Origin of the sequence: Sphingomonas quercus, from assembly GCF_018863195.1 — a bacterium.
Classification (GTDB): Bacteria; Pseudomonadota; Alphaproteobacteria; order Sphingomonadales; family Sphingomonadaceae; genus Solisphingomonas; species Solisphingomonas quercus.
The window spans coordinates 29,177-44,070 of record NZ_JAHKRT010000006.1 but is presented as its reverse complement, the minus strand read 5'-3'; the positions used below and the strand labels follow the sequence as shown (position 1 = coordinate 44,070).

At 65.3% G+C, this 14,894-nt stretch carries 7 protein-coding genes; 2 read left to right on the top strand and 5 right to left on the bottom strand.

What is annotated here, in order from left to right:
• Positions 1–4 precede the first annotated feature (4 nt).
• Both KOF26_RS11810 and KOF26_RS11805 read left to right on the top strand, forming a co-directional pair.
• Positions 5–427, top strand: a complete 423-nt coding sequence (locus tag KOF26_RS11810; RefSeq protein ID WP_216325011.1) for a c-type cytochrome — start codon at positions 5–7, stop codon at positions 425–427.
• A gap of 147 nt (positions 428–574) precedes the next feature.
• Positions 575–1,861 (top strand): MFS transporter, encoded by a 1,287-nt coding sequence (locus KOF26_RS11805; RefSeq protein WP_216325008.1) that lies wholly within the window; start codon positions 575–577, stop codon positions 1,859–1,861.
• A gap of 246 nt (positions 1,862–2,107) precedes the next feature.
• Here KOF26_RS11805 and KOF26_RS11800 read toward each other — a convergent pair whose 3' ends face one another.
• From KOF26_RS11800 to KOF26_RS11780, 5 genes are all read right to left on the bottom strand, one after another.
• Positions 2,108–4,816, bottom strand: a complete 2,709-nt coding sequence (locus KOF26_RS11800) for a TonB-dependent receptor plug domain-containing protein (RefSeq protein WP_363182238.1) — start codon at positions 4,814–4,816, stop codon at positions 2,108–2,110.
• A 346-nt stretch (positions 4,817–5,162) separates the two neighbouring features.
• Positions 5,163–8,099, bottom strand: coding sequence for a TonB-dependent receptor plug domain-containing protein (locus KOF26_RS11795; RefSeq protein ID WP_216325005.1), 2,937 nt, complete (start codon positions 8,097–8,099; stop codon positions 5,163–5,165).
• Between the two features lie 831 nt (positions 8,100–8,930).
• Entirely contained in the window at positions 8,931–11,189 is a 2,259-nt protein-coding gene (locus KOF26_RS11790; protein WP_216325002.1) for a transferrin receptor-like dimerization domain-containing protein, read from the bottom strand.
• Between the two features lie 87 nt (positions 11,190–11,276).
• The gene (locus KOF26_RS11785; protein WP_253201381.1) at positions 11,277–11,654 is read right to left on the bottom strand and encodes a response regulator; all 378 of its coding nucleotides are present in this window, start codon (positions 11,652–11,654) and stop codon (positions 11,277–11,279) included.
• A gap of 146 nt (positions 11,655–11,800) precedes the next feature.
• Positions 11,801–14,761: a PAS domain S-box protein gene (locus KOF26_RS11780; RefSeq protein WP_216324996.1), complete on the bottom strand. Its 2,961-nt coding sequence runs from the start codon at positions 14,759–14,761 to the stop codon at positions 11,801–11,803.
• Between the last annotated feature and the right edge of the window lie 133 nt (positions 14,762–14,894).

The following is a 14,894-nucleotide window of genomic DNA, read 5'->3' as shown; positions in this document are numbered from 1 at the left end:
AGACATGAAACATCCCATTCGAGTTGCAACCGGCGTGGTGTGCACCGTGGCGGCTGTCGCCGGCATCGTCACCGCCGCCAACGCGCAGCGCCGCGGCGGCTATAATTTCGCCTCGGGCAAGGACATTTACGAGCATGTCTGCCAGGGCTGCCACATGGCCGACGCCAAGGGCGCGCAGGGCGCCGGCGCCTATCCGGGGCTGGCCAGCAACCGCAAGCTGCAGACGCCGCTTTACCCGGTGCTGATCGTGCTGCGCGGGCAGAAGGCGATGCCGTCCTTCTCGGCGCTCAGCGACGAGCAGGTCGTCGAAGTGGTCAACTATATCCGCACCAATTTCGGCAACAGCTATCCCAACGCCGTCACGCTCGATCAGGTCAAGGGCCTGCGTGCGCGCGCCGTGCAGCAGCAGGCGCAGCGGCCGGGATAACAGGCGGCTTGCTTCCCTGGGAGGTGGCGGGCGTCGGTCTCCGGCGTCCGCCACCGGGTCGGGCGCTGTGCAGCGCTCCTCCTGCTTGCCACTGCCGTCTGCGCGGCGCAGCATGATCGCCGGAGAAACGGAAGCGGGGAGACATTGATGGCGGCGGCGGGCGACACCTGGGGGCGGCTGCGCTCCATCATCGGTGGATCTACCGGCAATCTGGTCGAATGGTATGACTGGTACGCCTATTCCGCCTTCACACTTTATTTCGCGCCGCATTTCTTCCCGTCGGAAGATCGTACCGTCCAGCTTCTCAACGCCGCCGCGATCTTCGCCGTCGGCTTCGTGATGCGCCCGATCGGGGCATGGATCATGGGCATCTATGCGGATCGTCACGGCCGCAAGGCGGGGCTGACGCTCTCCGTCACATTGATGTGCGCGGGTTCGCTGCTGATCGCGGTGACGCCGGATTATCGCGCCATCGGCTGGGTGGCGCCGGCGCTGCTGGTGCTGGCGCGGCTGATGCAAGGCCTGTCGGTGGGCGGCGAATATGGCGCCAGCGCCACCTATCTGTCGGAAATGGCCGGCGCGCGCAGCCGCGGCTTCTATTCCTCCTTCCAATATGTCACGCTGATCGCCGGCCAGCTGGTGGCTCTGTGCGTGCTGCTCGTCCTTCAGCGGACGTTGCCGGAGGCGGCGCTGGATGCCTGGGGCTGGCGCATTCCCTTCGCAATCGGTGGCGCGCTGGCGGTGGCGGTCTTCTACATCCGCCGCGGCCTCGCCGAGACGGAGAGTTATCGCAATGCCGCGGCGGAAGGGGCGCCGCGCTCCGGCTTCTGGCGACTGGTCACCCATTATCCGCGCGAGACGGCGGTGGTGATGCTGCTCACCGCAGGCGGCACGCTCGCCTTCTACGCCTATTCGATCTACATGCAGAAGTTCCTCGTCAACACTGCCGGCTTCAGTCGCGAGACCGCTTCCGAGATCAACGCCGTCACCCTGTTCGGCTTCATGCTGCTCCAGCCGGTGGCGGGCGCGCTGTCCGACCGGGTCGGGCGCAAGCCGCTGATGATCGGCTTCGGCGTGCTCGGCATGGTCTGCACCTATCCGATCTTCACCGCGCTCGAGAGCGTGCACTCGGCGGTGACGGCGGGGTTGCTGGTGATGGCCGCCCTGATCATCGTCACCGGTTACACCTCGATCAATGCGGTGGTGAAGGCGGAGCTGTTTCCCGCCCATATCCGCGCGCTCGGCGTGGCCCTGCCCTATGCGCTCGCTAACACCCTGTTCGGGGGTACCGCCGAATATGCCGCGCTGTGGTTCAAGTCGGCGGGATGGGAACAGGGCTTCTACTGGTATGTCACGGCGATGATCGGGGTGTCGCTGATCGTCTACCTGAAGATGCGCGACACCCGCATCCACAGCCGCATCCTCGAGGATTGATCGCCCCGCCGCTGTGTAACTGGCATCGCCCGCCGACTGAGACCGTCACCCTGAACCCGTCGACAGGCGGGCGACGGGCTTTGTTTCACGACCCGCTTCTCCACTTGCCGTGGAGCCCGGGGCGGGGCGGGGCGGATGCGAAGACGAGCCCGGCCAGACGAAGGGAGGGTGGCATTCAACCCCCATGAACAAACCGGGGCCGGACCTCGCGGTCCGACCCCGGCTCGTCATTCATTTGTCCAGCGATCAGAATTTCACGCTGGCACGCGCGTAGTAATAGCCGCCATTGTAGCCGAAGGGCGAGCCGGTCGGATACAGGCTGCCGGCATAGCTGGTCGAACCGGTGTTCAGCTGCGCCTGACGGATCTCTTTGAACGGCGTCTTGGTCGGATATTTGTTGAACAGGTTGTTCGCGCCCAGCGAGATGCGGATCGGCTTGGCGATCTGATAGCTGAGCTCCAGGTCGGTCAGGAACGCGGCGTTTACCCGGGTCTTGACGTCCTGGCCGGCCACCGGGCTGCCGCTCGGCGCGATGCCGAGCGTGTAGATGCCCGAATAATAGCTCTCGCGCAGGTTCGCGCTGAACTTGCCCAGCGTGAAGTAGGCGCCCGCCGTCGCGCGGAAGCGCGGCGTGCTGTGCTCCAGGCTGGCTACGGCGTAGCGATCCTGCAGCACGGTCAGATCGGGCGTGCTCTGTGAGAAATAGAGCTGCGAGGGCAGCGGGCGGATGCTCTTGACCTTGTTGGCGTTATAGTTCGCCGACAGCGACCAGTCGACGCGGGCGCGCCCGAAATCGCTGGCATAGGTGGCCATCGCATCGATGCCGCGGGTGCGCATGGTGATGCCGTTGACGAAGGTCTGGACATAGACCGCCGCGGCGCTGTCCGTATTGCGGCCGAGCGCCGGATCGCCGTTGACGAACAGCGTGGCCGGCGGGATCTCGCCGCCCAGTGCCGCCGCCATGGCATTGTACACGGCCTGCTGGTTGTAGAGCTTGTAGAGGTTCTCGTTGAACGGCTGGCAGGTAGCCGGGGGCGCGCCGGCCGGCGCGGCATAGCCTTGCGGGCAGTAGGAGCCGCGGAAGCCGTAGAAGTTGCTGGACATCACGATGCGATTGCGCAGCTCGATCCAATAGCCGTCGACGGTGATCGTCATGCGCGGCATCGGGTTGAGCACGAAGCCGACGCTGTAGTTGGTCGACTTTTCCGGTCGCAGATTGCCGAAGCCGAGACCGGCCGCGGCCGCGCTGTTCGGCGCGAAGATGCCGTTCACATAGTTGGTGCTGACGTTGATGCCCTGGTAGAATTCCTCGGCCAGCGTCGGCGCGCGGAAGCCGGTCGACACCGTGCCGCGAATGGCGATCGCGTCAGTGAAGTCGTAGCGGCTGGTCAGCTTGAACACGGTGGTGTTGCCGAAGTCGCTGTAATGCTCGTGACGCACGGCGCCGTCGATCAGCCACTTGTCGGTCGGCTTGATGGTGATGTCGAGATATTGCGAGAAGTTGTTACGAGAATTGTTGCTCTGGTTGAGCGGGCTGAAGCCGAAGAATGATTCCGCACCCGAGCCATAATAGGACGAGGAATCGCCGGCGCCGAGGCCGTAGGTCTCATGTCGATATTCGAGACCGGCTGCGACGGTGATCGGCTCGGCGAGGCCCACGTCGAACTGGTGGGTCACATCCAGCGTGTTGCTCCACTGGCTGGCCTTAAGCTCGCCAATGTAGAAGCTGGTCGGGGTGAAGCCAGTGTTGCGATAAAGGGAGGCGTTGCCCGAATTCTCGACATAGATGTGATAGACGTCGCGACCATAGGTCGAGGCGAGGTCGAACGTGGTGTCGCCGACATTGCCCTTGAAACCGCCGGTGAACGAATAATCGGTCTCGGAAATGCGCTGCTGCGGCTGGAAGCCCGACGGGTAGAACAGCTTGCGGGTCTGGGTGCCCGAGACGATCGTCTTGTCGCCAGCGCCGACCGTGCAGTTAGGCGAGCCGACGACGCAATAGATCACGCTCGGATTGCGCGAATTTTCGTTGGCGTGAGCGTTTTTATGGCCGTAGCTGCCGAAGCTGTAGAGCTCGAAATCGCCGAACTGGTAGCCGGCATTGTACATCACCGACGTCTGATCGACCTCCGGATCGCCGATGCGGCGATTCACGTAGGGATAATAGGGCATCTTGGTCAGATCGGGATAGGTCGCGAGGTTGCGGATCGCTGTCGGATTGTTACCGAACACCGATGCGTCCGCGTCGCCACGGAAGCTGAAGCCCTTATGTTTCTTCTCGGCGGTGATGTTCAGATAGGCGCCGTCGAATGGCGCGAGGCCGATATTGCCCGAGATGGAATAGGTCTTCCCGCCCTGGTCCATATATTGGCCGCCGGTAAGATCGATCGTGCCGCCATGGTCGGTTTTCTTCTGGATGAAGTTGATGACGCCGGCGATGGCATCGGTGCCATACTGGGCGGCGGCGCCGTCCTGCAGCACTTCGACGTGATCGATCGAATCCGGGAGGATGAAACTGACGTCAGGCGCGGCCGAGCCGCCGAATGGGCCGCCGGCGACCGACACGTTGGCGGTGCCGTGGCGGCGCTTGCCGTTGACGAGGATCAGCGTGTGGTTGGGGCTGAGCCCGCGCAGCTTCATCTGCAGGTTGATCTGCTGAAGGTCGGTGCCGAACGCCTGCGCCTGCACGGAGGGCAGATTCTGCGCCAGGCTGGTCACCAGGTCGGGCTGGCCGGTGCGCTGGAGGAGATCGTTGCCGAGCAGCTGGATCGGCGCCGGGCTGTCCGCAGCCCTCATGCCTGTAGTGCGCGTGCCGGTGACGATGATGTCGGCCTGCGGCTCGGCCGCAGCGGTCTGCGTGGCCGCATTGCCGGCCTGCTGCGCCGCGGCAACGGTGCCAGCAGCCAGCATGCCCATGGCCAGCGCCATGCGCGAAAGATACGCGACAGATTTCACGTGAATTGCCTCCCAGCTCATAGGGCCACCCCAGCGTGCCCCATTCGTGCGCCACCGCGTGCTTTGTCCCTTCGGGCTGGTTTTTTTACTTTCACTTCCGTGGCATGCGCAAAGTCATGCTGCAGAAGCGAAGGTGGCCCCGACGGAAACTACTTTGCCTTGGTTAGTCGCGAGGGAAAGCTATCGCGACACGAATTGTATCGCAACGTCCTAATTTCGGGTTTTTTGCTGCATGGCATTTTTGCCACAGTCTACCATTGTGTATACAAGCGCACTCCATTGCAGAACGGCCGGAAAGGCCGACCGGGGCTGGCTGGGACCGCCCCGGTCGACCCTGTCCCAGCGATCAGAACTTCACGCTGGCACGGGCATAATAGTAACCGCCGTTATAGCCATAGGGTGAACCGGTCTGATAAGGCATGGCAGCGGTGCCGCCATTGCCGAGCCGTTCTTTCGGCTCCTGGTTGAACTGCCAGCTCACCGCGTTGGAATAGTGGTTGAACACATTGTTCGCGCCCACGGTCAGCCGCAGGAACTGGGTCAGCTGATAGCTGATGTCGATATCGGTGATGAAGGCTGACTTGATATATTGCTTGTAGATTGTCGGCGCGACGTGGCCGGGGCCGGTGCCACCGACGATATTGCCGTTGTCGAGGATGGCGCCGTTGGATTGCGTCGCCGAAGTCCAGGTCGAACCGTAGTAATTCTCGCGCACGCCGGCGGCGAACTTGCCCCAGGTCAGGTTGGCGCCGGCCGTGGCCCGGAAGCGCGGGCTGTCATGCTCGCCCGGATAGCTGTCGAAGCCTACATCGGTGGGATAAAGCGTGGTCAGGTTCGGCTGCAGGGTCGACGTGTAGAAGCCGGCCGGCAGCGGATTGACCTTCTTGATCTTGTTCTTGTTGTAATTCATCGACAGGTTCCAGTTGACCCGGGCGCTGCCGAAATTGCTCGAATAGTTCGCCTGGAAATCGATGCCCTTGGTGTGCACCGACAGCGCGTTGGCGAAGGTCTGCACCGAAAGATATCCGCCCGCCGTGTTGCGGCCATCGGCGGGGTTGGAATTCAGGTACAGCACGGCCGCGGGGATGTCGCTGACCGCTGCCGTCATCACGTTATAGATGGTCTGCTGGTTGTAGATATAATAGCTGTCGCCGGCGGTGCCGGGCGCGGCCACGTTGGTGCAGCGACCGACGCCGCCCGGGCCGGCGGCCAGGGTGCGCACGTCGTTCGGATTGCTGGTCTGGGCGACGGTGCCGGGATTGTTCGCCTGGCCGGGCTGGCCCGGCGGGCAATAGGCGCCGCGATAGCCGTAGAAGGTCGGCGACAGCGTGATGCGGTCGCGCAGCTTGATCATATAGGCGTCGATGGTGATCGACAGGCGATCGAACGGGTGCAGCACCAGGCCGAGGCTGAAGTTGGTCGACTTTTCCGGCTTGAGGTTGGGAAAGCCCAGCCCCTCGATGACGGAGCCGTTCGCCGGGAAGATGCCGGCCAGATAGTTGGTGCTGACGTTGATGCCCGAATAGAATTCCTCGGCGAGCGTCGGCGCGCGGAAGCCGGTCGACACCGTGCCGCGAATGGCGATGGCATCGGAGAAGTCATAGCGGCTGGTCAGCTTGAACACGGTGGTGTTGCCGAAGTCGCTATAATGTTCGTGGCGCACGGCGCCGTCCACCAGCCACTTGTCGGTCGGCTTGATGCTGATGTCGAGATATTGCGAGAAGTTGTTGCGCGAATTGTTGCTGGCGTCGCGCGGGCTCCATCCGAAGAAGGATTCTGCCCCCGAGCCATAATAGGACAGCGGATCGCCGGCCCCGATGCCATAGGTCTCGTGGCGATATTCGACGCCGGCCGCGATCGTGACCGGGTTGTCGAGACCGACATCGAGCTCGTGGGTCAGGTCGAGGGTGTTGCTCCACTGGCTCGCCTTCAACCGGCCGATATAGATGCTGGTCGGGGTGAAGCCGCTGCGATTGTAGAGCGTGGTATTGGCCGAATTCTTGACGCTGAGGTCATAGCGATCACGGCCATAGGTGGAGGCGAAGTCGAACGTGGTGCCGCCGATCTCGCCGCGGAAGCCGCCCGTGAAGGCATAGTCGGTTTCCGACGTCACCTGTTGGGGCTCATAGCCCTGGGAGGCGAACAGCTTGCGCGTGGTGCCGGGCACGATCGACGCGCCGCTCGCCGGGCCCGCCGCATAGGTCACGCCGCCGACGGTGACGGGCGCGGCGTTGAGATAATAGCCGCCCGCGACCCCGGCCAGGCAGGTGGTGGTGTTGACGGTGCAGTAGGTCTTGTCCGGATAGCGGAACACCTGCAGCGTCGAGGCATTCTTGTGGCCATAGCTGCCGAAGCTGTAAATCTCGAAATCGCCGAACTCATAGCCGGCATTGTACATCACATTGGTGATGTCCATGTCGGGATCGCCCTGGCGCTGGTCCAGGAACGGATAGGTCGGGTTGTTCTTGAGATCCTGATAGATGGCGAGGTAATTGCGCGCGGTCGCGTTGTCCGGGCCGGTCTGATAATATTGCGCATCATAATGGGTGCGCACGCTGCGGCCGCGATGCTTGCGCTCGCCGGTCAGGTTCAGATAGGCGCCCTCGAAAGGCGCGATGCCGATATTGCCGACCACGCTCCATGATTTGCCGCCTTTCGCCATACAGCGATCTGCCGGCGTGCTGGGGCAATTGCCGTCGTCATACTGGTCGAAATATTGTCCGCCATCGATCGAGAAGCTGCCGCCGTGATCGGCCTTCTTCTGGATGATGTTGATGACGCCGGCGATGGCGTCCGTGCCATATTGGGCAGCGGCGCCATCCTGCAGCACCTCGACGTGATCGATCGATGCGGACGAGACGAAGCTGATGTCGGGGGCCGCCGCGCCGCCATAGACGCCACCCGCCACCGATACGTTGGCGGTGCCGTGGCGGCGCTTGCCGTTGAGCAGCACCAGCGTGTGGTTCGGGCTCAGGCCGCGCAGGCGAAACGTCAGGTTGACCTGCTGCAGGTCGGTGCCGAAGGACTGCGCCTGCACCGACGGCAGGTTCTGCGCCAGTGTCAGCGACAGATCGGGCTGCGCGCTGCGTGCCAGCAGGTCGCTTCCCAGCATCTGGATCGGCGCCGGGCTGTCGGCGGCCTGCATGCCGGTGGTGCGCGTGCCGGTGACGATGATATCGGCCTGTGGTTCGGCGGCGGCGCCTTGCTGGGCGACGGCGGCAGCGCCGCTCGCCAGCATGCCCACGGCAAGCGCCATGCGCGAGAGTTGCGCGACAGGTTTCATAGATGTGGCCCCCTGGTCATATGGGTGCGACAAGTGCGCCCGCGACCGGGCTGCCTTGTGCTTTTCCCTGTGGTTAATACTCACTAACTGCGCCAATGCTGCTTAGGCAGGGCGCGTCATCTCAATGACAATGAACGCTACGGCAGGGCATTCGTCACGACTAGTCGCAGGAGAAAACTATCGTAGCCCGATTTAGGTCGCAAGCCAAAAATGTGATTCCTTTGTGCGCACTGGCAAGTTTATTGCACGCCTTTAGGGACACATTCATCCGACCTTGATCTAGGAAGATAACACCAAGGTGTTAGCCGGCAGTCGTTGCGAACTGATCGCAACAGTTGGAAGACCGGGGGATGCTGCGGTAAGCTCGCCCGCCAGAAGCGCGGCGGAAAGGACGTCCAGGCACGATCGCCTCACGCTAGCGGGGATCGTCCCAGGGCCCGTCCTTCGTGATCGTCGTCCACACAGTAGATGGCATCACGACGAACGAGGTATTTCAGGGCCGATAAAGGATATCGGCGGACATATAACTCACAATGACCAACGGGCTGGCCTAAACTCTCTTTTTATGTCCCGGCCTTATGAATGGTCTTATGGGGTCGCCATTTACAGGGACTTGGTGGCCACCTTCCGTGAATGCATGATATCCGGGATGCCGAGAGCGGGATTGTCCAAAGCTATTTCGGCAATAACAAGAAGATCGTCTTTTCGCCGCTGATATCCCCTGGCGGGCAAGTCATTGCGCTGGCGGACGTCGTGGCGCGTCACCGGCGTTGACGTGAACATGCCGGCCCGCCGCCGCCGCTCTCTGCGCGGCGGCGGGCCGGCCATTCCTCACCGACCTTCGACGATCCCGCGCGCCTGCTCCAGTCGTACGGCATAGGCTGTGATCGCCCGCGCGGTGCGTCCGGCATATTCATTGGCGTCGTCGAAGCGGCGCTCCTCGATCGCCTCTCGGACGCCGGGCAGGGTCTTGGCGCCATAGCCGGTGAAGCGGCCCGGCGCGTAGATCATGTTCTTGAACCACGGCCGGCCGGGCAGGCCCTTGTCGTCGAGCATGGTCTGGTCGATGTCGGCGAGCGTGTCGTTCAGCTTCGCCCGCGCCGCCGGCGCCAGCGTCTTGCCGCGCGCGGCATAGGCGGCGTCATAGGCGGTCGCCGCCGCCTTCAGCCGGTCGACGGCGTTGGCGAGCGCGGCAAGCTCGATATGCGGCGTCGCCGCCTGTGGCGTCGGCGCCCCGACCGGGCGGAGCGGATCGCTGACCAGGCGGAAGGCGCCTTCGGCGGTCAGTTTGGCGCGTTTGTCGTCCTCGCTCTGGCGATCATTCTGCAGCTTCACCAGTTCCGCCAGATAGCGCGACACGGTGTCGGCGAAATCGGCGTAGCGGGCCGGCGGCGTATCCGCCTGCGCCAGGCGGATGACGATGCGGCCGACCGTCTTGGACAAGGCCGCGCCATATTTGAGGCCCGGATCGTCGAACGTCGTCATGTGGTGGAAGCTGTCGTAGATCGAGTGATAGACGCCGCCGCTCTCATCCTCGCCGCCATAGCCGATATTGAGGGCGGCGATGCCGAGATGCTGGAGGAAGCCGGAATAGTCCGATCCCGAGCCGAGTGGACCGATCGGCAGGTCGCCGCGGCGTTCGGCAGCCGCCATCGCCTCGGGGGCGCTGCGACGCCCGCCGTCGAAGGCGCCGGCGAGGATGCGCGCGCGGTTGCGCTCATAGGCGGTGGCGCCGGTCTCCGGGTCGATGACCTCGCGCGACACCTCGTTGACGAGGTGCTGATAGCTGTGCGTGCCGGCCGCGCCCAGAAAGCCGCGGCCATTGCCGTCGGTGTTGATGTAGATGATCGCCTTCTTCTTCAGTTCGGCGTCATGCTCCTCGGCCCATTCGGTGGAACCGAGCAGGGCCGGCTCCTCGGCGTCCCAGCTGGCGTAGACGATGGTGCGATCCGGCCGCCAGCCTTGCCTGGCGAGCTGGCCGAGCGCCTTGGCCTCGGACAGCATGGCGACGTCGCCGGACAGCGGGTCGGCAGCGCCGAACACCCAGCCGTCATGATGATTGCCGCGGATGATCCAGCGATCCGGCTCCCTGGCGCCCTTCAGCGTGGCGATGACGTTGTAGATCGGCTTGAGCGACCAGTCGGACTTGACGGCAAGATGCACCTTCACCGCCCCGTCGCCGCCCATATGGTAGGTGATCGGCAGCGCCCCGCGCCAATCCTCGGGGCCAACCGGCCCGCCGAGCCGCGCCAGCAGCTTCTGCGCGTCGCCATAGGACATCGGCAATGCCGGGATCTTGAGGATCGTCGGCGCCGTGGCGCGGGTCAGCCGCTTGGCGTTGGCGGTGGCGCCGATGCCGGGGGTCAGCGGATCGCCGGGGAAGATCGCCATGTCCTGCACGGAACCGCGCTGCACGCTGCCCGCCGGCCGGGCGCCGCCCTTGGGATAGACGTCGTTCTGGGCATAGCCGTCATCGGCGGGATCGGAATAGATGATGCAGCCGATCGCCCCATGATCCTGGGCCAGCTTCGGCTTCAGGCCGCGCCAGCCGCCGCCATAGCGGGCGATGACGATCTTGCCCTTCACGCTGATGCCGCGGCGGGCCAGCGCCTCATAATCCTCAGGCATGCCGCGATTGACGTAGATCAGCTCGGCGGTGACGTCGCCGTCACCCTGATAGGTGACATAGGGCGGCAGCATGCCCGGCATGTTCGAGGTCGGATCCTCGGCGATCGGCGGTTCCTGCCCGCCCAGCTTGACGCGCTGCGGGGTGATCATCTCGACGACGGTGGAGAGCGGCGTCGGATAAAGCACGTTGAACGTCTCGATCCGCACGTCCCAGCCGAATTCCTTGAAGCGATCGCGCAGGAACTCGGCATTGGCCTTGTCGTGGGGAGAGCCGACATGGTTCGGCGCCGACGACATCGTCTTCAACCAGGCGAGCTGGTCCTCGGAGCTGATCGCGGCGTCGAACGCCTGCTCCAGCGCCGGGCCGTCATGCGGGGGCTGCTGGGCCAGCGCAGCGGAGATGGCAGCGGCGGAGATGGCAGCGGCGGAGGCGGCGAGGACAAGCGTGCGACGGATGGTCATGACGGCGATTTTCCCCCTTTTGACTGTGCCCCACGATGCAACGGCGGCAGGCGCGGGGCAATCCGCTCGTGCAGGGGGGCGCGTCGGTCAGTGCCGGCCCGGCGAGACCCCCATGTCCTCCACGGCGCGGACCATCATCGCCGGCAGGAACGGCTTGCGGATCAGCTGCCCGCCCGGCACCAGATCGACCATCTCGGCGCTGTAGCCGGTGGCATAGATCACCGGCAGGCCGGGGTGGGTGGTGCGCGCATGGCGGGCGACGCTCCACCCGTCCTTGCTGCCGGGCAGGCGGATGTCGGTGAGCAGCAGGTCGATGGCGGCGCCGCTGTCGAGTGTGCGGATCGCCGCTTCGCCATCGGCGGCTTCGATCACGTCGAAGCCCGCCTCGACGAGTTCGTAGGTCACGATCTCACGCAGCAGAGCCTCATCTTCAACAAGCAGAATCGTCGGTTTTCCAGCGTTCATTATCCCCCCCGGACAAATTTTGCCCCTTTTGAACCATTTTAGGGCGGGGGGCGAAACGCAATTGCGAAGGCCAAGTTCCGCACATGCCCCATTTTGGCACAGCGTTTTTGAAAATCGGCTGAATTACGCCATTTTCATTCACCGGCTCAGGAGGCGAGGCGGAGCAGATTCCGGCCCTCGGCCTTGGCGGTATAGAGGGCATAGTCGGCCGCGGCCAGCAGCGACGCTGCGTCGCTGCCGTCGACCAGGCTGGCGATGCCGATGCTGACGGTGACGCGCGGCAGCTCGGGATGCTCCTCGCCGCTCGCCTCGACGGCGAGGCGCAGCCGCTCGCCGACCAGGGCCGCCGCCTCGGCGGTGGTGCGCGGCATGAGGATGGCGAATTCCTCGCCGCCGATGCGGCCGATCACGTCATGGCCGCGGACCGCGCGTGTCGCGGTGGCGGCGATCGCCCGCAGCACGCGGTCGCCGACGGCATGGCCGTAGCGATCATTGACCAGCTTGAAATGATCGACGTCGAGCAGCGCCACCGACAGCGGCGTCGCCGTCGCGGCGGCGGCGGTCACCTCGCCGACCAGCCGGCCCATGAACATGCGGCGACTGGCGAGCCCGGTCAGCTCGTCGGTGGCGGCGATCTGGCGGGCTTCGTGGGCGGCGCGTTCGGCCGCCTCGCGCGCGTTGAGCAGCTCCGCCTCGAAGCGTTTGCGGTCGGAAATATCGCGGGCGATGCCGACGATCTCGGCCGCGCCGTCGACGGAGGTGGCGAGCCGCGCGCTCGCCTCCAGCCACTGCCAGCTGCCGTCCTTGCGGCGGCGGCGATAGGAGACGACGCACTGTCCGCCACCCGCCAGATGCAGCGATTTCAGCGTCTCGCGGACCTTGGGCACGTCCTCGGCATGGGCATAATCGGACGGGCGCTGTCCGATCATTTCCTCGGGCGCATAGCCGGTCAGCGCCTCGGTCGCCGGCGAGACGTAAAGATAGCGGCCCTCGGCATCGAGCCGGAAGATGATGTCGGAGGCATGTTCGGCGAGCAGGCGATACTGGGCCTCGCTCTCGCGCAGCTTGGCCTCCGCCTTGGCCTGATCGGTGATGTCCTGGATGACGCCGAACATGCCGATCACCGTGCCGTCGGGCGCGATGTCCGGCTGGCCCTGGGTGGCGATGTGGCGCTCCTCGCCATCGGGGCGGATGATGCGGGCGGCCTGCACATAACCGGCGCCGGCCTCGAGCAGGCCGCGCATCGTCTCGCGATCGTCGGGATGAAGCGCGGCCTGAGCCATGTCCAGCGACACCGGGCTGCCGGCCGGCACCCCATAGATGCGGAACACCTCGTCGGACCAGAACAGGTCCTTGGTGACATTGTCGAGCCGCCAGTGGCCGACATGGGCCATCGCCTCGGTCATCATCAGCAGGCGGTAATTCTCATTGAGCCGGGCCGCCGTCTCGACCGCCTCCAGCTCCGCCTCCTGCCGGCGGGAAATGTCGCGAACGGTGGACACGAACTCCTTGGGCGCGCCGGTCTCGGGATCGCGGACCAGCCGGTAGGTTGCCTCCAGCCACACATAGGCGCCGTCGCGGCGGCGCTGGCGATAGATGGCGGTCGGCGCCGCGACGCCATCGAGCAGACTGGACGCGGCGGCGCGGGTGACGGTGCGATCGTCGGGGTGGATGGTGTCGAGCGCCTGGCGGCCGATCAGCTCCTCCGGCTCCCAGCCGAGCACGGTGCGGCAGGCCGGCGAAGCATAGGTGCGCACCCCGTCGAGCCCGACGCGGAAGATCATGTCGTTGGAATTGTCGGCGAGCAGCCGGTAGAGCCGCTCGCTCTCGCTGCGCGCCTGCTCGGCGGTGACGCGATCGTCGATGTCGATCAGCGTGCCGAACAGTCCGGTGAAGGCGCCGGCCTTGTCGGCGAGGCGGGTAGCGCGCACCGCCACCCAGCGCCAGCTGCCGTCGGCCGCGCGATAGCGCACGTCGATCGCCTCCTCGCCGTCGTCGGTGGCGCGCAGCCGCTCGATCAAGCCGAGCCCCTTCGCATGGTCGTCCGGATGGATGATCGCCTCGAACGAAGCGCCGATCGCCTCGGCGACGGGCGTGCCGGTCAGCTCGGTCCAGGCCGGGCTGAGGAAGGTCCAGCGGCCCTCGGCGTCCGTCTCGAAGAACAGGGCGTGGGTGCGATCAATGATCGAACGATGGAAGCGCTCGCTCCGGTCCGTCTCGGTGATCGTCTCGCGCTGGCTGGCGAGCAGCGAGGCGATCGGCAGCGATGCGGCGAACAGGATCACCAGATAGAATTGGAACAGCAGCACCGCCTCGGCGGTGTCGGCGATCGGCGCCAGCGGGCCCTTGCCGGCGGCCGTCAGCAGCGAGCCGACCACCGCGGTGATGAGCAGCGACACGGTGGTGCCGAGCGGCCCGAGCCGCGCGGTGGCGAGCAGCAACGCCGCCAGCGGCAGGAAGGTCAGCGGGTAGGGCGGCAGCGCGAAGACGACGAGGTTCACCGCCAGCACCGCGGCGAGCACCGCCGTCACCTCGATCGGGCCACGGCGCACCCGCACCTGGGGGTCGCGCTGCAGGAGGGCGATGATCATCAGCCCCGGCGGCACGATCATGAACATGCCCAGCGTGTCGGTGGTGAACCACGACACCCAGAAGCCGGAGAGATCGCGAATGGCGGTGGCCGCCGCCACCGCCGCCACCGTCGCGCTGGTGGCCGCGGACAGCACCGCCGCGATCGAGAAGGCGCCGAGGTGGCGGAGCGTGGTGACGAGATGGCGCGCCGGGCACAGCCGGTCGAACAGGGTGGCGGCCAGCGCGGCCTCGGCGATGTTGGCGACGGTGAAGCCGAGTACCGCGGTGGCCGGCAGCTGTGCCTGGTGGTTGGCGGCGGCGCTCGCCAGCGTGCAGAGCAGCAGATAGGGGATGCGCCGCTCGCGCGGCAGGCGGATGATCGCGGTGATCAGCACGGCATTGGCCGGCCACAGCGCCGCCACCCCGTCCACCCCGCCGGTAAGCATCAGCGTTGCCATCGCGGCGGCATAATAGAGCACGGCCGTGAGCAGCGGCGCGACTACCGGAGCGAGAACAGGGCGTATCCTACCGTTCAAGGCGTGCTCGAATGAACTTGCGTGCTGATCAGGGGGTTAACAGCAAGGCGTGAAGCGCACCTTAATCGAATGGCGTGCGCCGCTGCTGATTCCCGCTATCCCCTCTGCTCTCCCGCGGACAGCCTAGGCGACA